The following is a 25,240-nucleotide window of genomic DNA, read 5'->3' on the forward strand; positions in this document are numbered from 1 at the left end:
TACGGACTCCTTAATGCGGTAACTTCTCTTAATATGAACGGTGCTGTGGCTCACAAGGCCTGATGGGCTGAGCGAGGTTGATAGCGAATAAATTCAGACACTAACACCATCAATGCGATCCAGAGACCAAAGGTGCCCGCAATACCTAATAGCCCCTCTGGCCCCCAAGGCAGTTGATAGAAATAAGTGCCCGCGCCGTATTTTGGGTCGGTTTGCGCTTGGATAAGTACAATCCAGCGAAATCCCCATGCCAGATGCACCGCCGTTAAACTCACGACTAACATCAATACCGAGGGGAGGCGGCGTACTGCCAATACCAATGCCAGCAAAGCGAGGGTAACCAATACCCAGATAGCGGCGAGTTGCCAGCTTGGGCTGGTGTCTAATAACAGCGCCGCTTCGTGCGCCGAGCCTTTATCGAATAAGGCCCAGCCGATAAGACACAGGGCGAAGAGGCCAAAGCTTGCCCTAACCCATTGCAACAACCTGTCTTGGGTGCTGGCTTGATAACCGTGCAAAACACGATTGAGCAGGGCGAGAGTACCGCAGGCGGCGAGTAGGGCACTGGTCGCCATCAATGGCGGCAACCAATAGGTATGCCAGAGCGGCCGTGCTTTGATCGCCATGGTTTCCATTCCGGTATAAAGCGCAATACTGCAGGCGCTTAGGCTAGCAATCAGTGCGATTGGCTTGATCCATTTATCGCTATCCCAGTCTCCGAGGCGGATAAGTTGAGCAATACGCCTTACCCAATCTTGGGACGATTCCCCTTGTGTCGAGGCTTTAGTTGGCAAGTATTGGCGCAGTAAGAGCCAAGCAAAAAGGGCACTCGCACCGGAAAATATCGGCAGTAAAAAAGCGCCGTACCACATCCACGAATGCGGTCTGATTTGGGCATAGAAATGCCATGCCCGCAGCGGTTGGTGTAAGTCCGCAAGCAGCGCAATCGGCGCGACTATGCCGGCGGTAAGCATCAAACAGGCGCAGAGTTTGAGCAGTCTGGCATCGGTTTGTTTCGCGCTAAATAAATGGATGGTCGCCACCCACACACTGGCGTAGGCCAAACCCATCAGAAAAAAGTATTGCACCGCCCAAGGCAGCCAAGTGATGGCAATATCGGGGGTAAAGATTTCTTTAATGACCATGGTGGATCTCCTCGCCAGTGTCAGTCAGTAGGGTGCGAACGGGGGCTTGGCCGTTGATACGATCTTCAAAGGCGCTGTTCATGCCGATATAAAATACTCTGGGGGCCGTATTGGCATCGGGCTTGAGTACCTTGATATCTGTCTTATTGGCTGTGAGTAACTGACTGATTTGACTATTAGGATCATTTAGATCGCCAATCACCCTCGCTTCACCAACGCAGGTTTCGACACAGGCGGGCAGTAGTCCAGCTTCGAGCCTATGGGCGCAGAAGGTGCATTTATCGGCACTGTTGGTCTCATGGTTGATAAAGCGGGCATCGTAGGGGCAAGCCTGCACACAGTATCCGCAACCGACGCACCATTCGTTGTTGACGACCACAATGCCATCTGGGCGTTGGAAGGTGGCTCCCGTGGGGCAAATAGGAATGCAAGGCGGGTTCTCACAGTGATTACACAGTCTTGGCAGCATTAAAAATGCGGGTGGCGTGGTAGCATCCTGTTGTGACACTTCGTATTGCTGTACCGTGGTACGAAATTGCCCCAAGGGTGGCAGGTTTTCGAAGGTGCACGCCACGGTGCAGGCTTGGCAACCAACGCAGCGGCGCAAATCGATGACCATACCGTAGCGTTTGCCTGTAGGTGCAGGTTCAGTCTGTTGTGCCTGCACTTGCACGACGGGAATGAGCGCGGCGCCGACACTCACGCTGGCCATTTTTCCGAGAAACTGACGTTTACTCTTGTCCATAGGATTTCCTTCACTCTTACAGATAAAACGGGTCGAAGACCGCGGGTTTAGCGTTAAGCGCATTCTGTAAAAGGGGAGGCGGCATCTCTATAGTGGTTTTCCACATATCGGATAGGGACTTGATCTAGCGCAATAAATATCAGTTAGAATGACCTTTAAGAGTTTAGGGGTTATTGTTTAGGATTGAATCTTAAAGCTTAGGAGAATGGATACAGTGTTGGGTTTTGTCGTATCAACCAATGGCTGGCGAATGGCGGTGAAACTCGTCATCGTATTGTTTAGCCTACTGAGTATCTCAGCCATGGCTGAAGTTTTGGCCACTCAAGATAAAACTGTAGGCGCATTAACTGTTGCTCCTGCGGGAGAGTTGATGGATGAAGCTGGCGCTAACTATCAAGTGGTCGATGTCGGCGTATTGGCAATACGGGGCTATAAGAGCACAGTCAATCGTTGGCAACCTTTGATGGGCTGGCTAGAGTCGCAAATACCTAACAGTTACTTTAGATTGCATCCCTTAAGCCTTGAAGAATTAGCCAAAGGCGTTGAAACCGAAGCTCTTGACTTTGTTATCACTAACCCTGGGCAGTCGGTGATGTTGGCGCGGCAATTTTCCCTGTCTTGGCTCGCAACCCTTCGAAGCCCAATCAATAATGGTGCTGCGATGCAAGTGGGGTCTGCGCTGGTGGTCAGAGCCGATTCGCCCTATCAGACCTTAAAAGATCTTAAGGACAAGCGACTCGGGATTGTCTCTAAAAATGCCTTCGGCGGTTATCTCACTTTAGTTTATGAGGCGCAGCTTAAGGGGGTAGATTTACCCCATTTTGTAGGAGAAATTATCCCCTTAGGTTTTCCACTCGATAACCTTATTTATCAGCTCGGTGTGACAGATAAGCCAAGCGATAAATCCCCAAGTTTAGATGCGGCAATTGTGCCCGTATGTCAGCTTGAGCAAATGCAGGCCGAAGGTTTGATCAAGCTGCAAAATTATCGGGTGCTCGATAATCAGGCGCCTGCGGGGTTTCATTGCCAAGTCTCGAGTCGGTTATATCCCAACTGGTCTATGGCTAAAACCAACCGTGCGACCCAATCCCTCGCAAAACAGGTGACTCAAGCCCTACTAGCATTACCCGAAGACAGCCCCGCCGCTAAAGCCGCCGAATCTGCGGGTTGGACCACGGCCGTGAGTCAACTGGCGATAGATCAACTGCTTAAAGATCTGGATATGCATCCACTGCAAGCCCCTTGGTGGCAGCGGGCATGGCAATGGGTAAAACTACATCAACATTGGGCTTGGTTTGCGTTGACCATATTGGTATTGCTCAATGTCTACCATTTCTGGCTCGAATACCGCTTTAGCCGCCGCGGCCGAGAGTTAATCAATACCCAGAGGCAACTCAGTGAAAACCGAGCCCTGCTGGAGCACGCTCAGCGCATTGCGATTGCGGGGGAGCTTGGGGCTAGCCTCTCCCACGAACTCAATCAACCCCTTGCCGCTATTGGCCATTATTGCCATGGCGCCGAGGTTCGTTTACAGCGTGGGACGAGTCCAGAAGAATTACAATCCGTGCTGACTTTAATCCAGCAAGAAGTCAGCCGCGCCGACAGTATTATCAGCCGTTTACGTAATTTATTGAAAAAGCGGCCTGTGTCTAAGCAGCCTCTGTATTTACATCAGTTAGTGAATGATACTGCGCCGCTGCTCGCCTATGAGCTGGAGCAGCACCATATCCAGCTTTCAACCAATGTGAGCGGCGAAGCCTATCAATTGCCTTTAGATGAAGTGGGCATGCAGCAACTATTGCTCAACCTTTTGAAAAATGCCGCCGATGCCTGTGTGCAACGCCAACAGAGCGAGGTCGATGCCTCGAAACCCTATCAGCCCACGATTGATATCGATCTGCGTTACCAAGAACACAAGCTACTGCTCACGGTCACAGACAATGGCACAGGTTTAACTGAGGATGCCAATCTGCTGATGCAAGCCTTTTATTCGACTAAGTCGGAGGGCTTAGGGCTAGGGCTGGTGATTTGCCGTGATATCGCCGAGAGTCATGGTGGCCGCTTTAGCCTAGAAACCGCTTTAAGTGGCGGCTGCCAAGCGCAGGTATCCTTACCCCGTAAGTTTGATGGAGCACCAGCATGAGCCACGAATTGCCCGTGTATTTAATCGATGATGATGAGTCGGTGCGCCGCTCGCTGCGGTTTATGCTCGAAAGCTATGGCTTGAATATCCGTGACTTTGATAGCGCCGAGGCATTTTTTGCCGCCATCGATTTAAGCCAGCCGGGCTGCGCCTTAGTCGATGTTCGTATGCCGGGCTTAAGTGGGCCGCAGTTACATGCGCAATTAGTGCAGCACAATAGTCCGCTGGCGGTAATTTATTTGACTGGCCATGGCGATGTGCCGATGGCGGTGGAGGCGCTAAAACTCGGGGCGGTGGATTTTTTCCAAAAGCCCGCCGATGGCGCTAGGCTCGCGGATGCTGTGGTAAAAGCCTTGGCGAATGCTAAGGAGCATTATCAAAATAATCAATATCTTCAGACTTATCAGGCGCTCACACCGCGGGAGCGGGAAATCCTCACCCTGATCGCCAAAGGCTATAAGAATCAGGAAATCGCCGATACGCTGTGCATCGCCATGCGTACGGTCGAAATTCACCGTGCGAACTTAATGAAAGGCATGCAGGTCAGCTCGCTCGCTGAGATGATGTTAATCTACGGCCGGATTGCCGATCGCCTTCCCCCCGCATAAAACTCCCCTTTGTTGGGGCGAATTGGCGTATCCTTGGCCGTTTGATGTGAGCTAACGCATTCAGCCCTAGGTGCTTAATTGCCAAGGCTCGACGATTGCCTTATTTTAGGGGCTTAATTTTAAGGCCACGATTTTTAACATCACCATGTTTGAAGTTCGATGCCGCTTTTGGATGACCTTATCGTTCGCTTTTACATAAGGTGCTCCCGTTTGGATAAGGAATGAAATGCCAAGCTTGATTCGTATTGTGCTGATTGATACGCACCTTCCGGGCGTTGTGGAACTCGCCCTCAATGGCCATACCAATATTTGTGGTACTAACGCCTCGGGTAAAACCACGCTACAACGTTTAGTACCGGTATTTTATGGCGAATATCCTAGCCGCGTGGTGCCTTCAACCCGTGACAGTTTCGAGCGTTGGTACTTGCCACACGATTCAAGCTACATCATTTACGAATACCAAAAGGCCGATGGCTTGCTGTATCAAGCTGTGCTGGCGTCGGCGGGTGATGGCAAAGGCGTGAACTACCGCTTTATCGCCAAGGGTTTTGAGTTAAGTGATTATATTAAATCGCAAAATGGTGACACTATTCTCTGCCACAACATGGCAGAACTTGGCCGTGATTTAAAACGCCAAGGCGTAGCTACCACCAACTTGCTCAACACCCGCGAATACCGCGCGATTATTCAAAACGACCGCACCCTGTTGAGTACGGGTAGCAACCGCAGCGAACTGCGAGCCTATGCGCGCCAATTTGCCCTGTGTGAAGGCGAGCATTCACTGCGCCATATCGAGAAACTCGCTAAAGCCGTCCACTCCAAAGAAGGCAAAATGGAAACGGTCAAATCGATGATCGCCGCCATTTTGGAAGAAGATGGAGTAAATCCGCCAAGCTCGCGCTTAAACCCACAGCGCGTCGAAGCATGGATCCGCGAGAGCCAGTTAATCCAAGGCTTTGAAGTGATCCGCCCCGAGTTTGAAAAACTTGAGCAGGAATTTAACCAACTGCTCAGCGCCGAGATGCGTCTCTCGAGCCTGTCCCGTGGTTATCGCAATGACGAAAGCCTAGAGGCCGATCGTTTAGAGATCCAACAAACCCTGTCTAAGGAGCTGAATTTAAAGCTTCGAATGTTGGACGACGAATGGAAAGAAGTGCGTGACGAGCTTAACCTCGACCTATCCGCCGCCAAGGGTGACGTAGCTAAGTGCGAGTACGAGCTAGATGCCATTGAAGATCAGCACGGCGCCTTTTTAGATGCCAATATCGAGCAAGCCAAGGCCGATTTGGACATGCTGCCAAACTGGCGCGCGGACATGGAAAACTTAAGCGAGCGCCATAAGTTACAAACTGAAAAACACCAAGATATTGAAGCGGCTTACAATGCCCGCCGCAGCAAAATTGGTGAGCAGTTAAACCGCGAGCTGGAAGGTTTGCATAGCGATCAGGATAAACAACGCGAAGCGCGCGATAAGCAGCGTGAAGTGGCAAGAGCCGATCTCGATGCCCTCGAAGCCCAATGGCGTAGCCAAATGGATGCGGGCAAGGCGAGCTTTAGCGAGCAGGAATACCAATTCAAACTCAATGCCGCCGAGCTTAAGTTACGTGTCGATGGCGTAACCTACACCGAGGAAGAAAAGTTAAGCCTTGCGATTTTCGACGAGCGGATTCACCGCGCCGACGAAGAGCAAGAAAGCTGCAATGCCAAGGTTGAGCGCTTAACGGGCGAGGAGCGTAAATTACGCGCCAAACGCGACCAAGCCAACGAAGCACTGCGTATCGCCAGCCTGCGGGTTAACGAGCGCCAAACTGCGCTCGATGAACTGCACCATATGCTGTTCCCGCAGTCCCATACTTTACTTGAGTTCCTGCGTAAGGAAGCCCAAGGTTGGGAGCAAAGTCTGGGTAAAGTGATTGCGCCAGAGTTACTGCATCGCACCGATTTACACCCAAGTGTGATGGGCGAGAGCGACACTGTGTTTGGGGTGCATTTAGATCTTAAAGCCATTGATGTGCCTGAATATGCCGCCTCCGAGCAGGAGCTACGTATTCGTTTAAGCAAGGCCGAAGAAGCGCTGCAAAGCGCGCAGGAATTACAGGCCGAGGCCGAATCACAGCTGGTGGCGATTAACGGCGAGCTGGATAAACTCAGCCGCGAACTCACCTTTGCCCGCACGGCTTATAAAAATAGCCGCGATGATTTACGTCGTCTGTTCGATGAAAAACGCAGTGAGCAGGATAAAATCAACAAGGCGCTGGCCGAGCGTAAAGCCTTTGCCCAGCAGCGCTTAACTCAACTCGATGGCGAGTTAAAGCAGCTTAAGCATCAACATCAGCTCTGGCTCGAAGAGCAAAAAGAGCAGGCGCTCGAAGCGCGCATGGAAAAACAAGCCTACTGGCAGGAAGTCATTGGCGCGCTCGACAATCAACTCGGGCAAATCAAGGCCACTATCGATGCCCGCCGCGAAAGCGCTAAGGCCGAGCAGAAAGCCTGCGAAACCTGGTACAAAAACGAGCTTAAATCCCGCGGTGTGGATGAGGACAATATCCTTAAACTCAAGCTACAAATTCGTGAGCTTGAAACCAAAATCAGCCGCGCCGAGCAGCGTCGCAGCGAGGTATTGCGCTTTGACGATTGGTATCAACACACTTGGCTTATCCGTAAGCCCAAGCTGCAAACCCAGTTAAGCGACGTTAAACGCGCCGCCTCGGAAATCGATCAGCAGCTTAAAGCCAAGACTCAAGAAGTGAAGACCCGCCGTCAACAACTCGAGACCGAGCGCAAGGCCTCGGATGCGGCCCAGATTGAAGCCTCTGAAAACTTAACTAAACTGCGCGCCGTGATGCGTAAGTTGGCCGAGCTGAAACTGCCCGCCAACAATGAAGAAGCCCAAGGTAGCCTCGGCGAGCGTTTGCGTCAGGGCGAAGATTTACTGCTAAAACGCGATTATTTGATGGGCTCGGTTAAGCAATATGTGGAGCATTTCGACTCTGTGATTGCCAGCAAGTCAGGTTCAGGCTTAGCCGAAACCTGGGAGCGTGCCCGCGAAGAGTCGAGCTTTATCAACGATAAAGGTATTCGCCTGCTGGATTACCGCAAGCTAGTGCCGCAGCTAGAACAGCTACTCAATGTGATTGTGCCGCAATCCATTATGGCGCTGCGCGAGCAGGGGCGGATCTTCGGTGTTGATTTAACCGCCTTTTACGATGTGCTTGCCGATATTGACCGTCGCATCGCTTCGCAGAGTGCGCGCATTACCCGCGAAGTGGGCGAGGAGTTATTCCTCGATGGCGTGTCCGAATCTGCGGTTCGTATTCGTTCTAAGATCAGTGAATTAGAGTTCTGGCCCGAGCTTGAGCAGTTTGTTAAAGCCTTCAAAAATTGGAAAGCCGATGGCTTTAATGGCTTACCCGATGAGGAATACACCAACAGCATGCGCCGCGCCTTGGATATTATTGGCCGCGCGGCCTTAACTGGCGGCATTTCAAAGCTGCTTGAAATCGAGCTGCGCCTCAAAGAGGGTAATAGCGATTTGATTATCCGCACCGACAGACAGCTGAACGAATCCTCGAGCCACGGCATGGCTTACCTGATTTTATGTAAGTTCCTGTTGGCATTCACGCGCTTGTTACGTGGCCGTGCCGATGTGACCATTCACTGGCCTATTGACGAGCTGGGCACGCTGCACCACACCAACGTGAAGAAAATTTTCGATGCCTGTGGTAACAACAATATCAGCGTGTTAGGCGCCTTCCCGAACCCAGAGTCAGAAGTGCTGAACCTGTTTGAGCACCGTTACATTATTAATAAACAAACTAAGAAGTTGCAGGTGGTGAAGCCCAAAGCTAATCCGATTGCCGATTTGTTGAGTAAACGCCTGAGCAAGGAGGCCATCTAATGAGTGCCATAAATGAGTCAAACCAAACCGTCTTAGTCGGCACGGGCGCCATTATCGAACTCTTGCTCAAGGGCGAATTTATTTGCCGCACCACCAATGAAGATGGCTGGCGCGCATTGAAAAATAACAGCACTCGAGAGCGGGTCGAGGCTTATCTGAACCAAATCAACCGCACCGTGGCCTCGGCCGCCGAGGGTGATGTGTTTTTCTGCGGTTATTTGCAGTTAGGCGAGAGCGAGCGCAAGGTGATTTCATCGCAGTTTAAGGATATTTGTCAGGCACTTATCCCTATGGTGGAGTGGCTGGTATTAGTGCAGGAAGCCAGCGGCCAAGATGCCCCCTTAAGCGAAGGTGCGCCAGTACGGTTAACCGAGCTGCAAAGCCGAATTGAAGATACCCCTGCGTTTCGTGAGCAGTTGGCCAAACTCAGCCAATACCGCTTATTCGGCTCAACCAGTACCAATAGTGATGCGCAAATTAAGTTAGTGTTCAAACGCTTAGTGGAGCTTGGCTATCTGGTGCGCCCTAACGTTGAAAAACAAATTTATATCGCCACCGGCAAGCTGGATTATCTGTACGAAGTGATCCGCTTTATCGACGAAACTGAAGGCTTAAGCCTTGAGGCGCAGGCGGAAACGGCGACCCAGCGGGATTTGCTATGATGCCTTGGACGATAACGCACAGCATCAACCAAGGAGGCCGTGATGAGCAGTAACTTACATCAGGCTGGGGTTAAGCTACTCAAGCAGTTAGGCCGCCATGCCGACATCATTATGGACGCTTATTTAGCGGGCTCGCTCAATGAAGATGCTCATGATCCCGCCGTGGTTGAAAAACTCAAACAGGCGGGGATTTTATGGCGCCCAGAGCCAGATCAAGAGCTGCGCCTTAAACGCTCGGTGCGAGCCTTGCTCGAAGAAGGCTTAAGTGATGAGCGTAATCGCCAAATCGACTCCAACGTCGGCTCGGCGCTCGCTACCATTAAAACCTTGGCTGACCATTATAAAGAAGCGCGTCACAGCTCAGATTACAGTGCTGCCGAGGCGTATCTGTCTGATTTAAGTGAGCATGTATATAGCTTTGCCGACAGTTTGCGCTATTCGATCCGCGTGTTGTGGGGGCGGATCAACAACGAGTTCGGTTATGTCGGTACCATTAACGCTAAGATCCGCGAAAACGAACTCGCCCAGAGCCAAGTGTCTGAATTGCTAAATGGTTTGGAGATGTTCCAGTTTAGCGAATTAGGCGAAATCGCCGGTGATATCCGTGAGCTGCGTAAGTTGCTGGTGACCACCTTGCAGGAAACCATGAGTGACTGCGCCCAGGAGCTCAGTGTGGTGCAGGGCAGGTTGCTGGAACTCCTCGGCCGCTTTAGGCAAATTCGCGGTCGTACGCGCTTACTTAAGGGCTGGTTGCTATACACAGATTTGCATCCGGATTATCGCCCTGCGGACCATGTGTCTCATAAGGAAATCCCGAGCCTTTTCAATCGCGCTGAAGTGCTGTTGGCCCCAGCGTCTGTGGATGTGCATAACGCCAGCCAGGAGCTTGAGCTGATGAATATTGTCGCCCATATCAAGGCGATTAGTCGTCAGGGCGTGATAGAAACTGTGCGTGAGCAGGATGTCAGTGTATCGCTTACCCAAAGCGAAGACTTTGATATTCCTGATAATCCACTCAAGCAAGCGGTCGATACTTACTTTGTCGATGTGATTGAGTCGGGCTTACGTCAATCGGCGCTCGATTACTTAGTCGAAAAAGCCCTGCCGTGGGATGCCGAAAGCTGGATTTATCAAGTGATTGGCGGCTACGAAGGCTTGCCCGATGAGCATAAGGCTTACTTCGAGTTAGAGCCCTTAGGCGAACCTCACCCCATCTACAGCGGTAACTTTATTATCCGCGACGTGGAATTATGGCTCGCCTAGGTAAACAGCAGTTGCAACTCTTGGAGAGCGTTTATCTTAATCGCGCTCCAAGGGTAAAACTTAGCCCGAATTGGCGAACGATTTACCGCGAGTTAGAGGTAGGCGAGCTGGATGGTGCGGAAAAATATTTGTGTTTTGCGCCAAGGGATTTTGAGTTGCTGCGCCAAGGTGTATTGGCAAAAGAGGGCGTGGATTTACAGGCACTGGACTTTAATCTAGACCGCATCGCCATGTCCGCCCAAAGCCAGAATGAAAAGCTGGCGAACATCCGCCCCGAAGCCGAGTATGTTTTGTTGAAGTATCTCGGTTTTGAATCGCCACCCTTGGGGATGTCTGCACGAGCCTCGTTACGTACTCCTTTAGATGAGGCGCAAATCCATTGCGATGAGCTTGATGTTAACGCCATCTTAGTGGTTGAAAACCTAGATATATTCGATGCAATAACCCAAGCGCGCTTACCTGCCGAACTTAGCCGCATTATGGTGATTTACCGTGGCAGCGGCCACCATTCCCCCATTGGTGTGCGACAGTTTTTACAGGCGATGGCGGGTAAAATGCCGATTATTGCCTTTACCGATCTCGACCCCGCAGGGCTGCAAATTGCCCATACCTTAACGGGCATGACCCATTGTATCGTGCCGCAGTTAGCGCTTTTTGCGCCCAACGAGTTACTCGCTATCCCACAAATTAATTCCGCGGATGACTTTGCCAAGCAAGCGCCTCAGGCTAAATATTTACAGTCAATCGACTTAAAAAATTGGCAGCAATTAAGCCTTTGGTTAACTCAGCAACGAATTAGCATTAAACAGCAGCACCTGCTGGCGCATCGGCTTGAGCTAGTGCTACTGGCATATTGTTAGTCGTAATTCTTCCCCATCTCTCTATAAATGTATTAAAATGTAGTTTTTAACTCTAATTAAGATGTTTATTTGGTTTTTAAATCTAGCATTATTCAAGCTGAATCGATTAATTGTGTTTATTTAGTTTAAATACTGTTTAAATTTTGATTTTTTAACTTGCATCTTGATAGCGTAATTATTAATCGATAATTTTATTTTCAATAAAAATCATATGAATACAAAATTTTTGTGATGGGTTTGGCTTAATTGAAAATGAAATAAGTAAATTTATTCATTGAATTTACTGCCAGCATGTTTCACTATCCCCGCCTGAACCGAAAAGGGAATGGCGATTTTGCTCATCAAGGAAGATGAAGAATAAAAGATGAGCTATTTGGGGAAACCATAAGCATGATTAAATCACTTTCGACACGGATCTTTATCGGTCTGTTTGCGGGACTTATTCTTGGCACCTTAGTGCAATATTTTCTAAACGATATTGGCTTCTTTTCTGGCAATTTAGTCGAACTGGCTGGCGGCGTCGGCACTATGTTCGTCAACATGATCATGATGTTGGTCGTACCTCTGGTATTTGTCAGTATCGTTTGCGGTGTGTGCGAGTTGCAGGACTTAAAAAGCTTTGGGCGCCTTGGGGGCAAAACCTTCGGCTTTTACATCATTAATACTGTGGTCGCCATCTCGACCGCTCTGTTAGTGGTACTACTGCTCGACCCTGGTAAAGGCGTCGATATGAGCAGCACCGATGGTGTCGCCATTACCGCGACCGAACTCCCCAGCTTAATGGCGCTGTTGATTGATATCGTGCCGCGTAATCCGGTAGCGGCTTTTATGTCGGGCAATATGCTACAAGTGATCTTTATGGCGCTGATGTTAGGTGGGGTGATGAAGTCCCTCGGCGAACATGTGGCTGGTGCGGTACAAGGCTTTCAAACCGCCAATAAAATCATGATGAAGCTGATTTCTGTGGTGATGAGTCTTGCGCCTTTCGGGGTGTTTGCGCTGATGTTTAAGTTAGGCGCTACCTTAGATGCCGCGGTATTTATGAGTGTGCTCGAATACCTAGTGATCATTCTAGCCCTGCTGTTGTTGTGGATTTTTGTGGTCTATCCGTTGGCGGTCGGTATGTTTACACCGATTTCAGCCAAGACCTTTCGGGCGAAGACACAGGAGCAAGTGCTGTTTTCACTGTCTACCGCCAGCTCCAATGCCACGATTCCTGTGACTATGCGTACCTTGACTGAAAAACTCGGGGTTAACCGCGCTGTGGCAGGCTTTGGCGTACCGCTCGGGGCGACCATGAATATGGGCGGCGTGGCGATTTATATCACTATTGCGATTTTCTTTGTTGCCAATGCCTTCGGTATGCCAATTACCAGCGAGCAATTGCCATCGCTGCTATTTAGTATCTTTTTATTATCGGTTGGCGCGGGTGGTGTGCCCGGTGGCGGTATGGTGATGATTGGCGTGTTAATCCATCAAATGGGTTTACCGATTGAAGCCTTTGCGATTGTGGCGGCGCTGGATCGTATCATCGATATGGTGCTGACCTCTTGCAACGTAGTGGGCGATACCGCGGTATTGACCATAGTCGATCAAACCGAAAAAGTGCATGAGCTTGAGTTAGCCAAGAATTAACGTCCTCAAGCATCTTTTTAAATACTAAAGCCACTGATTAAAGTGGCTTTTTTGTTAAATAAATCAGGATTGATATTGGTCTATTTACTTGCCTTTTGTCGTTGCGACAACAATCAATCCCCTGAGCTTGTTCAGCCTAAATACGGCCTTTATTTGAGCTAAAAAGTAGCTAGTCCCAAGGTGAGTTGTTACAAATCCATAGAGTACTTTTATCAAATTAAAAGTGGCTAAATAAATGAAACTTCAACCATACTGATTTATAAGCTTGAATCACTTGGAATATTAGGAGGCACCATGGCTGGATTTTGGCAGACAGTCGGAGGCCGATTACTCAGCATTCCGTTACTCGCATTGTTGGGCTTTGTGGTATTAGGTCTAATGGAGCTAAATACCCTTAACCAGAGTTTGATTAAGGGGCGGGAAGATCGTGTTGTGGCGATTATTGATAGTGGCCTGAGCGTCGTTAAACATTATCAAGCTCTGGAGCAAAGCGGTTCGTTAAGCACTGAACAGGCGCAGCAGCAGGCCATGGCGACCATTAAGGCCATTCGTTATGATGGCGCGGAATATATTTGGATTAACGATACCGGTCGGCCTATACCCAAAATGGTTATGCATCCAACGGTATCGGCTCTGGACGGTACCGTATTGGATCGGCCAAACTTTTATCACGCCACCTTAATGCGTAACCGTGATGGCAGCCAACAACAGCCCCTCAATAATGCTAACTTGTTCGTCAGTTTTGTTGACGTGATTACCCGTTATGGCAATGGCTTTGTTGAATACCAATGGCCTAAACCCATAAAAGGCGGGGGAGTAACCGAGGAGCGCTACGCTAAGTTGTCTTACGTGGCTAAGGATGATAAATGGGGTTGGGTGCTGGGTTCTGGTCTTTATATTGATGATGTTAAGGAGGCCTTTTGGGCGGTGGCTATCCGAGTTGGATTAGTTGTCGTGGTTATTATGGCGCTGACCATAGGTGTGTCGTTATTTATCCGTCGCTGGTTATTACAGGCACTCGGCGGAGAACTGGCGACAACAAAAGCACTGGTACAGCAGGTTGCAACAGGGGATTTTTCGGTGAACTTTGGCTTGAAAGCGGGAGATCACGACAGCCTGTTAGCGGCATTAAGTGGTCTTATCAAGCAATTACGCAATATTATCGGTCAACAGTCGTCGATGGCAGAGCAATTGGTCGAGCAATCTGAAGCGCTTGATCATACCAGCCAACAGACACAGCACATTTTACAAAATGTGATGGATCAAACTGCCCAAGTCGCCACCGCGGTAAATGAAATGACCTCGACCTGTGAGGACATGGCTCGCAGCGCGACTATGGCCGCTAAAGCGACAAGGGACGCCGACAATGAAGCTCAAAATGGGGTAATGTCTGTCGGGCAAACGATAACAGCGATTGATGCGCTTAAACTGAAACTGGAGCAAGTCTCTGATGTGATCGGGCAGTTATCTAAACGTGGTGATGAAATCGGCGCGGTCACCGATGTTATTGGTGCTATTGCGGAGCAGACCAATCTATTGGCTTTAAATGCTGCGATAGAAGCGGCACGTGCAGGCGAAATGGGGCGGGGTTTTGCGGTGGTGGCAGATGAAGTTCGCACTCTTGCTAGCCGCTCTCAAGCGTCAACTCAGGACATTAATAGGCGTATTCAAGGTATTCAGCAAGACTCAGTCAACGCTGTGCAATCAATGGCGCAAAGCCGAACCGAAACAGAACAAACAATTGCCTGTTCTCAACGGGCCAATGAGGCACTAACGCGTATTAACGCCGCGGTGTCGAGCATTACCGATGTGAATGACCAACTTGCTAGCGCAACAGAACAACTGGCCGTTGTGTCGGGGACGATTAATCAGAATATGGAAAATATTGCACAGGCGGTAGAAAACACCAATATCAAATCATCAGAATTATCGACTGCTAGCCATCAACTGCGGAAAATGGCTAATGAGATGAAAACATCTCTGAGTCGTTTTAGGTTATAAAGGGTTGATAACTATAAATGTCGATGGTGTTGCCAAGCCAATACCTGGTTTTACCTAGGTTGGAGTGAAAGGGGCGGGAACTGATGCTAACTTCCCGCCCGTATTGCATGCTTATTTGCGGGTCATTTTATCCAAATAGCCCATGGCAAAAGCGGATAATACAAAGGTGATGTGGATTAACAGATACCACATGATTTTGTCGTTATCGATGTTCTTCACATCCATAAAGATTTTCAGCAGATGGATCGACGAAATCGCCACAATTGACGCCGCCACTTTGTTTTTCAGTGAGCCTGAATCTAATTTACCCAGCCAACTGAGCTTCTCACTGTCTTCGCCCACATCCAGTTGCGAGACAAAATTCTCATAGCCAGAAAACATCACCATCACAATCAAGCCGCCCACGAGGGTGATATCAATTAAAGACAGGGTCACCAGCACCAGATCCACTTCGGTCATCGTAAAAATGATTGGCAGAATATGGAAGATTTCTTGGAAGAATTTAATGCCTAAGCCCAATAGCACTAGACTCAGCCCTAAATAGATCGGCGCCATAATCCAGCGTGATGCATACATGAGTCTTTCAAATATTTTTTCCATTTGGAGTAAACCCTTAGTGGTTAAAGCACAAAAATCGAATCTATGATGCTAAAACAATAACATACTGGGTTAACGCCGCGCTATCGGCCAATCGCAAAGGCGTGAGGTATATGCGGCTAAGCCCAAGGTTCGGGCTTAGCTGATTTGGTTTTGTGGCCTTACAGCCAAGGTGAATCAAAGTCGTGGGTCTTCAACCCACACCCGACCAAAAGGGGAAAAACGCCTGTTCCCCTTTTGGATATCCCCCGGCGTCCCCAACGGAGTTGAAAGCCCCTTGGGCATTTAGCGTCCTTATGCTACCGCGTCAGACGCTCGTCCCTGATTCGACTGACGCTATCTCGGCCTCCATGCCTCGCTCACGCAACGAACACAAATGCCCTGCGGCAACTCCGAGGGGATGGTGTATTTTGTAACTTCGGTGTTGGCTGTTAATTCCAAAAAAGTTATGCCTGTGACATTCTTTCTTCTCATTTTCCTAACAAATTTGCCATTGATGACATTTGTCATCCGTAATTGCTGACAACTCACACTGCCGTGATTTAGCGGATGCTGGGATACTTAAGCCATACCAACAAGGAGGCTTAATCATGCAACATCAATCACTGGATCAACAACTTTTCGAATACCGCCAAAAACGTGCTTTAGCTATGCCCTTATCAGGCATGATTGTATGGACGCTATTGTTTATCTTGAGTTTTATACTGCCAGCATCGCAAATGGTGATGGCAACATTTATCGGCACAGGTTCTATTGTCTATCTTGCTATGGGAGTCTCGCGTCTCACGGGTGAAAATATCTCCTTCAAGAAAAGCACTGATCGTAATTGGTTTGAAACAGTGTTTTTGGCTGCCATGGGGATGAGTTTTTTAACCTTTAGCATCAGTATTCCCTTTTTTATGGAAAACTATTTAGCCTTGCCCTTCGCCCTCGCCGTGCAAACAGGATTAATGTGGTTGGTTTTCGGCGTTTTAGCGGCGCAAAAGGTGGCGATTGTACATGCAATTGTGCGCACTGTAGCTTGCGTGGCAGCTTTTATGTTGTGGCCTGAGTTGAGTTTTCAGCTTCAACCTTTGATTGTGGTGGTATGTTATGGTTTTTCGATTCCACTCATGGAACGTCGTTGGAAGATTCAGCAAAATCTTTGTGTTGCAAGTTAGTTGTTAGTCTGTTTTGCGGCCTTCGGCCGAGGTGAATCAAAGTCGTGGGTCTTCAACCCACACCCGACCAAAAGGGGAAAAGCGCCTGTTCCCCTTTTGGAAATCCCCCGGCGTCCCTAGCGAAGTTACATGCATTGGTTAGTGGCTTCGTGCTTATTCGAAAATCGCTAACGCTTCCGATGGTACATCCTGTACCTCGAAAGCTAACTCGGCATCCATGCCTCGCTCACGCGATTTTCTTCAACGCCCTTCAGCAACTTCGCAGGGGGAAGGTGAACTTCTGTGGTCTAAGTGTTGGCTGTTAATCCCAAAAGAGTTATGCCTGTCCTATTTTTGTCTTTTCTTTGCGATATAAACTTTTCTGGTTTAATCACTAAAATTAATAATAGTTGCTGCATAAAAATCTATTTTACAGTAGCTTAGAAAATATCTAATACAGAATTTACGAAGAGCATAATAGCTAAAATGACCAGAAACGACCAGATTTTGATCAATCAAATTATCAAACAAGAGCACTCTTCACATTTTGAACAGTTAAGTGAAGATATTTTTTTTGAGTTTTACACTGCTAACCAATTATTAAAAAATTATGACCTTAGTTATGACCAGATTGAGAATGGGCTGTGTGGAGCCTCACTCGATGGAGGCGCTGACTCAATCTATCTATTTGTTAATGGAGAATTAATAGAGGAGGATACAGCGCTAGATAGTATAAAGAGAAATGTTGAAATAGAACTTGTGATTATTCAAAGTAAAAATGAAACTTCCTTTAGCGAAGATCCTATTCTTAAGTTGGCAAGGTTGAGTAAAAACTTATTAGATCTTGAGTTTCAGTCATCAAAATTTATAAATAGATATAATAATATTGTTTTGGCAAAGTTTGAACTTTTTCGAAAAACTTATTTTGAGTTAATCACAAAAAAGCCAAGGCTAAGAGTTAATTTTTATTATGTTTCAAAAGGGATAGATGTTCACCCAAATGTTCAACAACAAATTGAAGAGTTGAAAAAAGAAGTTGCTACTATTTTAACTGAGGCTACTGTTGATTTTGAAACAATTGGAGCAACAAAATTATTGGATATCTACAGGAAAAAAGATAACGAAGTTTTTAGCTTAAAGCTTGCCGAAACGCCTCTATCATCTCAAGGTAAAGTTTTTATTTCATTAGTGAGAATTCGAGATTACTTTAAATTCATTACTGATGAAAATGGTGTAATTGTTAGGAATATTTTTGAAGCCAATGTTAGAGATTACCAAGGAAAAAGTAGTGTAAACTTAGATATACAGCTTACACTTGAGTCTCACTCTGCTAAGGAAGATTTTTGGTGGCTTAATAATGGAGTTACAATTCTCGCTGATGATGTGACAGCTCCTGGCGGAAAAGAACTAATTATACATAATCCAGAAATTGTTAATGGTCTTCAGACGTCAACCGAAATTTATAGATATCTTTCAACACATGCAGAAAGAGAAGATACAGATTTCCGTAATATACTTGTCAGAGTCATTGTACCTGAAGGTGAAGAAAGTAGAGATAAGATTATCAGAGCTACTAATAGTCAAACCCCTATACCTAAGGCATCTCTTAGAGCAACAGACGCTATTCATCGTGATATTGAAGATTACTTCAAACCTAGAGGACTTTACTATGATCGAAGAAAAAATTTCTATAAGAATGAGGGAAAAAAGCCTGCAGATATTGTGAGCATACCATTTTTGGCTCAATGTTGTATGGCTATCTGCATGCAAAAACCTGACTTTGCACGTGCCCGCCCATCTACTTTGTTAGAAGATAATGCGTCTTATGATAAGTTATATAATCGAGCTAATGATGTTTCCTCTTATTACGTAGCGGCATTGGTTGGTAAGCGAGTTGAAGAATATTTAAAATCAAAAGATGGTATAAGCTTATCAGATAGAAATAATATGAAATTCTACATCATTTTATGTGTTGCCATATTGCTAACTGAAAATAAATATCCTGGATTCAGATCGATTTCGAACATATCTTCGACAGATATTACTGAAAATGTCATCAATAAAGCATTCAATTTTGTAGATAATATATATACGACAATTGGACGTGAAGATAAATCTGCAAAGGGGCCTGATATGATATCTGCTATCAAACAAAACTCGGATAGTTTAATTCCCCCCCTGATTTGATGAAGGATTGGACAGGTAAAAGTTGTGACAGGCACAGATTTTTAGGGATTAATAGTTCGTACAGTAGCTACAGGAGTTCACCTTCCCCTGCGAAGTTGCTGAAGGGCGTTGAAGAAAATCGAGTGACGCAGACAGGACGTCTGCGTAGCTTTCGGGGGGAAGGGACGCCCCATCGGAAGCGTTAGCGATTTTCGAATAAGCACGAAGCCAGTATTCAATGCATATAACTTCGCTAGGGGCGGCAAGGGAGATCCAAGAGGGAATTGCTGTTGATCCCCTCTTGGTCGGGTGTGGGGTGAAGCCCCACGATCTTGATTTATCTCGGCCGCTAGGCCGCAATCAATATAGCATTGTGCTAAACAGCACGAATATCAGGCAGAGGGTTGAAGCCCCACGACGTTAAACTTCTCGGCCGTTAGGCCGCAATGACTCCAGCGGTGAAGCCGCATAAAACCCAAATGTCGCATTCCGCGACAATAAAAAAGCCACTGTGGTTAGTGGCTTTTATCATAAAAATCAAAACCTAAGCGATTCGGCTTAGTCTAAATCAGGTTCTTCGCGCTCTTTATTTACGAGAATCCGAACCATGGTAGCTTAGGCAAGCGTCCACTTCATTGGCGCTACCTAGGATAACCGCTACGCGTTGGTGAATTTGCGTTGGTTGAATATCCAAAATGGTTTCATAACCGGTAGAGGCTTTACCGCCAGCTTGCTCGACTAACAAGGCCATTGGGTTGGCTTCGTACATTAAACGCAGCTTGTATGGCTTTTTCGGATCTTTATTGTCGGTTGGGTAAGTAAAGATACCGCCGCGAGAAAGTACGCGGTGCACGTCACCCACCATGGCGGCAATCCAGCGCATGTTGAAGGATTTTTCGCGCGGGCCAATTTTGCCTAGCAGTAAATCGGCGATATAGGTCTGCATTGGCGCTTCCCAAAAACGTTGGTTCGACATGTTAATGGCGAACTCTTGGGTGTCTGGGCTGATGCTCATGGCCGCGTTGGTCAGTAAAAATTCGTTGGTTTCTGGGTGCAGGGTAAAGAGTTGCACGCCTTGGCCTGTGGTGAGCGCGAGCATGGTTGATGGGCCGTAGAGCACATAACCTGCGGCTAACTGATTGCGGCCAGATTGTAGGAAGCTCGCCTCGGTTAACTCACCCTGTGGTGCGGGCCCTTTTGTTGCTGGCAATACGGAGAAAATTGTGCCGACAAGTGAGTTGATATCGATATTCGATGAACCATCTAGAGGGTCGAAACATACCAGATATTGACCATTGGCGCTGACTTCAACCACATGATCTTCTTCCTCAGAGGCGAGGCCGCGCACTGTTCCGTCGGCTTTTAATGCATCTTTGAGCATATCGTTGGTGATGATATCCAGTTTCTTCTGGGTTTCACCTTGCACGTTTTCCTGTTCGGTCGCGCCTAACACACCGGCTAAGGCACCGTGACGCACGGCATGGCTGATGGCTTTGGAGGTGTCGGCTAAGGTCAAAATCAGTTGCGCGAGGGATTCGTTCACTGCCTTTGAGGTTAAGTGCTGGGCAAGAGTCTGCATGTTAGGTCCTTTAGGGGTTCAACATTGAGGTCAATTTCATTATTTGCCGCGAATAATAACTCAGTTAGTCGACAATTTCAGCGATGTTGCTGTGGGTTTTACGCAATTTAGGTTGTTACCGTTATCTGTTATCGCAAGGCGATGTTAGTTATCTTGAAAATTGAGCTAACCGCTGGAGTTTGCCTGCTAATTTGTATCTGTATATTGCCTGCGCTTTTTATTTAGGCTGTGCCTTGGCACAATGGCGGCAGTTTTTCATCGTCCATCAAGGGCGAATATGCTTCCAAGGAATAATAATGACTAAAAATGGGTTAGCTTCTTCCCTGCGCTCGGTGACATTGGGCGCCTCATCCCTACTGATAGCGAGTCAACTGGCCATGGTTTCTAGCGCGATATTTACCCCCGCCTATGCACTTGAGGGCGGCACAACGCCGCTGACTATCGAGCGCATGAATGCGTCTCCTGCCTTGGCGGGTACGAGTCCCCGTGGATTAAAGTTATCCCCCGATGGCCAAAGGGTGACTTATCTGGCTGGACGTAAAGATAACCAAAACTTTTACGATCTCTGGCAAATGGATGTGAAGACGGGCGAATCTAGCCTATTGCTGAACGCCGATAAGCTGGCGAGCAATGAACTGTCCGATGAAGAAAAGGCTCGCCGCGAGCGCCAACGTATTTATGGCGACGGCATTATGGAATATTTCTGGGCGGACGATAGCAAGGCGCTGTTGATCCCTGCCTCGGGTAATTTGTATTACTTCTCCTTAGCGGATAACAGCGTTAGCCAACTGCCGATAGGCGAGGGCTTTGCCACCGATGCGCGCCTATCGCCCAAGGGTAACTTTGTATCCTTCGTGCGGGATCAAAATCTGTATGTGCTTAATCTTGCAACGAAAAAGCTTGAGGCCATGACCACCGACGGTGGCGGCGCGATTAAAAATGCCATGGCAGAATTTGTGGCGCAGGAAGAAATGGATCGTATGACGGGTTACTGGTGGGCGCCCGATGAGTCGGCCATCGCCTTTACCCGTATCGATGAGTCAGGCGTTGAGTTAGTCACCCGCAATGAAATCTACGCCGATGGCATTAAGCTTACCGAGCAGCGTTATCCGGCGGCGGGCAAAAACAATGTCGAGATCCAACTGGGCGTTGTGACCCTTAATAATAAAGGTATCAATTGGGTCACCTTAAGCGATGATAAAAACAAGGATATTTATTTGCCTCGCGTCGATTGGTTGCCCGATAGCAAGCATTTATCCTTTCAATGGCAGAGCCGCGATCAACAAAAATTAGACCTGCAACTGGTTGCCTTAGATTCGCTGACCAAGCCGAAAACCTTAGTCAAAGAGCGCAGCGATGCTTGGGTGAATCTTAACAACGACCTGCACTTCTTAAAGCAACAATCGGCCTTTATTTGGGCCTCGGAGCGTGACGGCTTTAATCATCTCTATCTTTTTGACCTAAAAGGTAAGCTGAAGACACAACTGACCAAGGGCAATTGGGCTGTCGATGAGCTGGAATATATTGATGAAACCGCAGGTTGGGTGTATTTCACTGGCCGTAAAGATACCCCAATCGAAAAACACCTTTACCGCGTGCCGTTAGCGGGTGGCAAGGTTGAGCGCGTGAGCCGCGAGGCGGGGATGCACGATCCGGTATTTGCCGATAGTCAAAGCGTGTATCTGGATTATTTCAATAGTTTATCTCAGCCACCCCAGATCAGTTTACACGGTGATAAGGGCCAACATTTGGCCTGGGTAGAGCAGAACCAAGTCAAGGCAGGTCATCCTCTGTATGACTATGCCGGACTTTGGCAATTGCCTGAGTTTAAAGAGCTTAAAGCCGAAGATGGGCAAATCTTGCAAACGCGCCTTTTTAAACCTGTGCCCTTCGATGCGAACAAAAAGTACCCTGTAGTCGTGCGCGTATATGGCGGCCCACATGCGCAGTTGGTGACGAATAGTTGGAGTGAGCAGGATTACTTTACCCAATACTTAGTGCAGCAAGGTTATGTGGTATTTCAACTGGATAACCGTGGCAGTGCCCACAGAGGCACTCAGTTTGAGCAAGTGATTTATCGTCATTTGGGCGAAGCCGAAGTGAACGATCAAAAGGTTGGCGTCGATTATCTGCGCAGCTTGCCCTTTGTTGATAGCGATAATGTGGCGATTTATGGCCACAGCTACGGCGGTTATATGGCCTTGATGAGTTTGTTTAAGGCGCCAGATTACTTTAAGGCGGCGATTTCGGGCGCGCCCGTCACCGATTGGCGCTTGTACGACACTCACTACACCGAACGTTATCTTGCTCATCCCGCGAATAATGAGCAGGGTTACGAAGCCAGTAGCGTGTTCCCCTATGTGAAAAACTACCAGTCGGGGCTGTTGATGTACCACGGTATGGCCGACGATAACGTGTTGTTTGAAAACAGTACTCGCGTGTATAAGGCGTTGCAGGACGAAGGTAAATTATTCCAGATGATTGATTATCCGGGGTCTAAGCATTCGATGCGCGGTGAGAAAGTGCGTAATCACTTATACCGCTCGCTGGCGGATTTCCTCAATAGACAGCTTAAAAGCGGCAAATAACTCAGCATTAGGTTGGCATTTATATCAGACTGGTATTTATGCCAGAGTGGCGTTTTTAAAAGAGTGGGGCAACATCCCCACTCTTTTTTATTTTGTATGATTCTGAGTTAAGCCTATTTATTTAACAGTACGCTGCTTAGTTTAATCACAACACACTCAATACTTATCTGGCGCTTAATATTCCAGTTCACTGAGTTGTAATTTGGATTTCCAGTTTGCTTTATTTCGTACAGCTAAAACCTTTTTTGCAGAGATAAAAAAACCAGATCCTGGGATCTGGTTTTTTATGGCGTTCAAACGGTAAGTTGAAGATTAGTCTTCTAAGTTACCGCAGAAACGGTAGCCTTCACCGTGAATGGTAGCGATGATTTCTGGCGTATCTGGCAAGCTTTCGAAGTGCTTACGAATACGACGGATTGTCACGTCAACAGTACGGTCGTGTGGCTTTAACTCACGGCCAGTCATCTTCATCAGTAGATCGGCACGAGTTAAGATTTTGCCTGGGTTTTCAACAAAGTGCAGCATAGCGCGGAATTCGCTACGTGGCAGTTTGTAAGATTCACCCTGTGGGCTGACGAGAGAACGGCTGTTGATCTCTAGGCTCCAATCGTTAAAACGATAGTATTCTACAGAGCTCTTTTCTTCGACTTCATTGCCTGCGCTATTAACACGAGTCAGAAGGTTGCGAGCACGAATCGTCAATTCACGAGGGTTGAACGGCTTGGTAATATAATCGTCCGCGCCAATTTCAAGTCCAAGGATTTTGTCGACTTCGTTGTCACGGCCTGTTAAGAAGATCAGACCGATGTTGTTGATTTCACGTAATTCACGTGCCAACAACAGACCGTTTTTACCTGGTAGGTTAATGTCCATAACCACGAGGTTAATTTTGTTTTCCTGCATAGCCTTATGCATTTCTGCGCCATCATTGGCCTCAGTTACCACATACCCTTCTGCCTCGAAAATACTTCTTAGCGTGTTACGGGTAACGGCTTCATCTTCAACGATCAGAATGTGCGGATTTTGCATATTAAGTACCTAAATTTTAACCAATATTCTAACCATAAGAATCACTTACATCGGATTCTTATATTCATAAAATGTTGATACTTCCACTTACTGCTCTGTGCTTCAAAGGGAAGATCTTCACGGCTACACGTCAGGATGTATATAAGTGAACGTTTAAAGTGTAATACGATAAAACGTAACCAGTATCAACTTCGATAAGCAATAGTTAAAAATAGTTCCTTAACTATTGTTTTTTTTTAAAATGTTTAAATGATAAATCAAATGTAGAACACATTTTAAAAGATGTCTGGCCAGCATAAGGTGATTTCGCAGAGGAATCTAACAAACCCTTGTCAAGATTAAGCAAACTTAATGTTATCTGCTTAACTGGCCAATGACGACATTGTACTCGTTTTAGGCATTTGTTAACAAATGAAATGTTAACAAATTTCAGGCTGAGACGCTGATTTACCATGATATTTACTTTAGTCATTGATTAGTATAACTAATGTATTTTTAATTCTTGTGAGCCAGTTCACGCCTCTTTGGATTTTTTAGGCTCTCTGTTAAACTAGCGCGGGTTCATTTTTCGACTAGACTACCAATGGACAACATGACTCAAGATTTGTGGCAGCATTATCAAACGCCGTTGTTTTTGCTTACTCAAGCATTATCCTGTGATTTTTCCTTTGCTGTAATTACCGCCCATAATCCCGCTTCAACCCCCCTCACTCCCAGCCAAAACCGATTACTCGACCGCCAACTTCTACGTGAAATTGAATTATTAGGCAGTCCCTATCGTGCACTGATTGGGGCATCGCCAGATTTATCCCATATGGAGAAGAGCTGGGCCGTGTTTATTGATCGCAGCATGGCCTTGCAGTTGGGGAAAAAGTTTAATCAATACGCTATCTACATGGTGGAACAGGGCGAGGTGAGTTTAGTGCCTTGTACATTAGCCGGGCAAACAGAGGTGTGTTTAGGTCGATTTAACGACTATGTGCGTTTGGTTTATGAGCTACCGGACTTGGTCACCTAACCGCGATTGACGCTTTTAATCGCTCCTCTGACTAAGCTTTGCTGATCTCACGGCAAGGCTAGTTTGTTTTTCTTCTTTGCTAGATCTGATTGATTTTTCCCTATTCTCATTTGGCATGAGTCGCAAACGTTTTAAATTCCCATTGTTTTTAAATGCGTTTATTG

17 protein-coding genes are annotated in these 25,240 nt (G+C 47.4%); 12 read left to right on the forward strand and 5 right to left on the reverse strand.

The genetic code is table 11. The features are described from left to right. Positions 1–50: 50 nt before the first annotated feature. Both nrfD and dsrO read right to left on the reverse strand, forming a co-directional pair. Positions 51–1,145, reverse strand: coding sequence for an NrfD/PsrC family molybdoenzyme membrane anchor subunit (gene nrfD, locus M0413_RS03750; protein ID WP_055647848.1), 1,095 nt, complete (start codon positions 1,143–1,145; stop codon positions 51–53). Continuing rightward, positions 1,135–1,890 (reverse strand): sulfate reduction electron transfer complex DsrMKJOP subunit DsrO, encoded by a 756-nt coding sequence (gene dsrO / locus M0413_RS03755; protein ID WP_037421925.1) that lies wholly within the window; start codon positions 1,888–1,890, stop codon positions 1,135–1,137. The genes nrfD and dsrO overlap by 11 nt, the downstream gene beginning before the upstream one ends. Before the next feature lie 205 nt (positions 1,891–2,095). Here dsrO and M0413_RS03760 point away from each other — a divergent pair, with 205 nt between their 5' ends. From M0413_RS03760 to M0413_RS03795, 8 genes are all read left to right on the forward strand, one after another. Further along, positions 2,096–4,033, forward strand: coding sequence for a sensor histidine kinase (locus M0413_RS03760; protein WP_139122625.1), 1,938 nt, complete (start codon positions 2,096–2,098; stop codon positions 4,031–4,033). Further along, positions 4,030–4,641 (forward strand): response regulator transcription factor, encoded by a 612-nt coding sequence (locus M0413_RS03765; protein ID WP_069454258.1) that lies wholly within the window; start codon positions 4,030–4,032, stop codon positions 4,639–4,641. Before M0413_RS03760 ends, M0413_RS03765 begins: the two co-directional genes overlap by 4 nt. A gap of 226 nt (positions 4,642–4,867) precedes the next feature. Continuing rightward, positions 4,868–8,539, forward strand: coding sequence for an ATP-binding protein (locus tag M0413_RS03770; RefSeq protein ID WP_069454259.1), 3,672 nt, complete (start codon positions 4,868–4,870; stop codon positions 8,537–8,539). Further along, entirely contained in the window at positions 8,539–9,201 is a 663-nt protein-coding gene (locus tag M0413_RS03775) for a condensin complex protein MksE (protein WP_139122626.1), read from the forward strand. Before M0413_RS03770 ends, M0413_RS03775 begins: the two co-directional genes overlap by 1 nt. A gap of 42 nt (positions 9,202–9,243) precedes the next feature. After that, positions 9,244–10,464, forward strand: coding sequence for a phosphoenolpyruvate carboxylase (locus M0413_RS03780; RefSeq protein ID WP_088586673.1), 1,221 nt, complete (start codon positions 9,244–9,246; stop codon positions 10,462–10,464). Then, complete coding sequence (locus M0413_RS03785; protein WP_249553207.1) at positions 10,452–11,324, forward strand: DUF7281 domain-containing protein; 873 nt, start codon at positions 10,452–10,454, stop codon at positions 11,322–11,324. Before M0413_RS03780 ends, M0413_RS03785 begins: the two co-directional genes overlap by 13 nt. A 390-nt stretch (positions 11,325–11,714) precedes the next feature. Further along, complete coding sequence (locus tag M0413_RS03790) at positions 11,715–12,959, forward strand: dicarboxylate/amino acid:cation symporter (protein WP_249553209.1); 1,245 nt, start codon at positions 11,715–11,717, stop codon at positions 12,957–12,959. Between the two features lie 294 nt (positions 12,960–13,253). Beyond that, a complete protein-coding gene (locus tag M0413_RS03795; protein ID WP_055647853.1) occupies positions 13,254–14,960 on the forward strand; it encodes a methyl-accepting chemotaxis protein in 1,707 nt (568 codons plus the stop codon). Positions 14,961–15,071: 111 nt separating this feature from the next. On the opposite strand, the gene M0413_RS03800 is transcribed toward M0413_RS03795, so the two are convergent. Next, complete coding sequence (locus tag M0413_RS03800) at positions 15,072–15,560, reverse strand: TIGR00645 family protein (RefSeq protein ID WP_037429841.1); 489 nt, start codon at positions 15,558–15,560, stop codon at positions 15,072–15,074. 587 nt (positions 15,561–16,147) lie between these two features. Here M0413_RS03800 and M0413_RS03805 point away from each other — a divergent pair. Beyond that, a complete protein-coding gene (locus tag M0413_RS03805; protein ID WP_249553211.1) occupies positions 16,148–16,717 on the forward strand; it encodes a DUF7010 family protein in 570 nt (189 codons plus the stop codon). 465 nt (positions 16,718–17,182) lie between these two features. Further along, a complete protein-coding gene (locus M0413_RS03810; RefSeq protein ID WP_249553212.1) occupies positions 17,183–18,883 on the forward strand; it encodes an AIPR family protein in 1,701 nt (566 codons plus the stop codon). A gap of 565 nt (positions 18,884–19,448) precedes the next feature. Here M0413_RS03810 and M0413_RS03815 read toward each other — a convergent pair. Then, positions 19,449–20,441, reverse strand: a complete 993-nt coding sequence (locus M0413_RS03815; protein ID WP_249553214.1) for a class 1 fructose-bisphosphatase — start codon at positions 20,439–20,441, stop codon at positions 19,449–19,451. Positions 20,442–20,737: 296 nt separating this feature from the next. Between M0413_RS03815 and M0413_RS03820 the strand changes: the two genes are divergently transcribed. Further along, complete coding sequence (locus M0413_RS03820) at positions 20,738–23,029, forward strand: S9 family peptidase (RefSeq protein ID WP_249553215.1); 2,292 nt, start codon at positions 20,738–20,740, stop codon at positions 23,027–23,029. Positions 23,030–23,341: 312 nt separating this feature from the next. Here the strand turns inward: M0413_RS03820 and arcA are convergent, their stop codons facing one another. Then, complete coding sequence (gene arcA, locus M0413_RS03825; RefSeq protein ID WP_007644695.1) at positions 23,342–24,058, reverse strand: two-component system response regulator ArcA; 717 nt, start codon at positions 24,056–24,058, stop codon at positions 23,342–23,344. 583 nt (positions 24,059–24,641) lie between these two features. On the opposite strand from arcA, the gene M0413_RS03830 reads away from it, so the two are divergent. Continuing rightward, positions 24,642–25,076: a DUF3293 domain-containing protein gene (locus tag M0413_RS03830; protein ID WP_037421961.1), complete on the forward strand. Its 435-nt coding sequence runs from the start codon at positions 24,642–24,644 to the stop codon at positions 25,074–25,076. The last annotated feature ends 164 nt before the right edge of the window (positions 25,077–25,240 follow it).

Origin of the sequence: Shewanella sp. 8A, assembly GCF_023475945.1 — a bacterium.
GTDB classification, from domain to species: domain Bacteria; phylum Pseudomonadota; class Gammaproteobacteria; order Enterobacterales; family Shewanellaceae; genus Shewanella; species Shewanella xiamenensis.

Bases quoted from the DNA above. Each gene is read 5' to 3' on its own strand.
- nrfD (WP_055647848.1), bottom strand. From the start codon at position 1,145: ATGGTCATTAAAGAAATCTTTACCCCCGATATTGCCATCACTTGGCTG.
- dsrO (WP_037421925.1), bottom strand. From the start codon at position 1,890: ATGGACAAGAGTAAACGTCAGTTTCTCGGAAAAATGGCCAGCGTGAGT.
- M0413_RS03760 (WP_139122625.1), top strand. From the start codon at position 2,096: ATGGATACAGTGTTGGGTTTTGTCGTATCAACCAATGGCTGGCGAATG.
- M0413_RS03765 (WP_069454258.1), top strand. From the start codon at position 4,030: ATGAGCCACGAATTGCCCGTGTATTTAATCGATGATGATGAGTCGGTG.
- M0413_RS03770 (WP_069454259.1), top strand. From the start codon at position 4,868: ATGCCAAGCTTGATTCGTATTGTGCTGATTGATACGCACCTTCCGGGC.
- M0413_RS03775 (WP_139122626.1), top strand. From the start codon at position 8,539: ATGAGTGCCATAAATGAGTCAAACCAAACCGTCTTAGTCGGCACGGGC.
- M0413_RS03780 (WP_088586673.1), top strand. From the start codon at position 9,244: ATGAGCAGTAACTTACATCAGGCTGGGGTTAAGCTACTCAAGCAGTTA.
- M0413_RS03785 (WP_249553207.1), top strand. From the start codon at position 10,452: ATGGCTCGCCTAGGTAAACAGCAGTTGCAACTCTTGGAGAGCGTTTAT.
- M0413_RS03790 (WP_249553209.1), top strand. From the start codon at position 11,715: ATGATTAAATCACTTTCGACACGGATCTTTATCGGTCTGTTTGCGGGA.
- M0413_RS03795 (WP_055647853.1), top strand. From the start codon at position 13,254: ATGGCTGGATTTTGGCAGACAGTCGGAGGCCGATTACTCAGCATTCCG.
- M0413_RS03800 (WP_037429841.1), bottom strand. From the start codon at position 15,560: ATGGAAAAAATATTTGAAAGACTCATGTATGCATCACGCTGGATTATG.
- M0413_RS03805 (WP_249553211.1), top strand. From the start codon at position 16,148: ATGCAACATCAATCACTGGATCAACAACTTTTCGAATACCGCCAAAAA.
- M0413_RS03810 (WP_249553212.1), top strand. From the start codon at position 17,183: ATGACCAGAAACGACCAGATTTTGATCAATCAAATTATCAAACAAGAG.
- M0413_RS03815 (WP_249553214.1), bottom strand. From the start codon at position 20,441: ATGCAGACTCTTGCCCAGCACTTAACCTCAAAGGCAGTGAACGAATCC.
- M0413_RS03820 (WP_249553215.1), top strand. From the start codon at position 20,738: ATGACTAAAAATGGGTTAGCTTCTTCCCTGCGCTCGGTGACATTGGGC.
- arcA (WP_007644695.1), bottom strand. From the start codon at position 24,058: ATGCAAAATCCGCACATTCTGATCGTTGAAGATGAAGCCGTTACCCGT.
- M0413_RS03830 (WP_037421961.1), top strand. From the start codon at position 24,642: ATGGACAACATGACTCAAGATTTGTGGCAGCATTATCAAACGCCGTTG.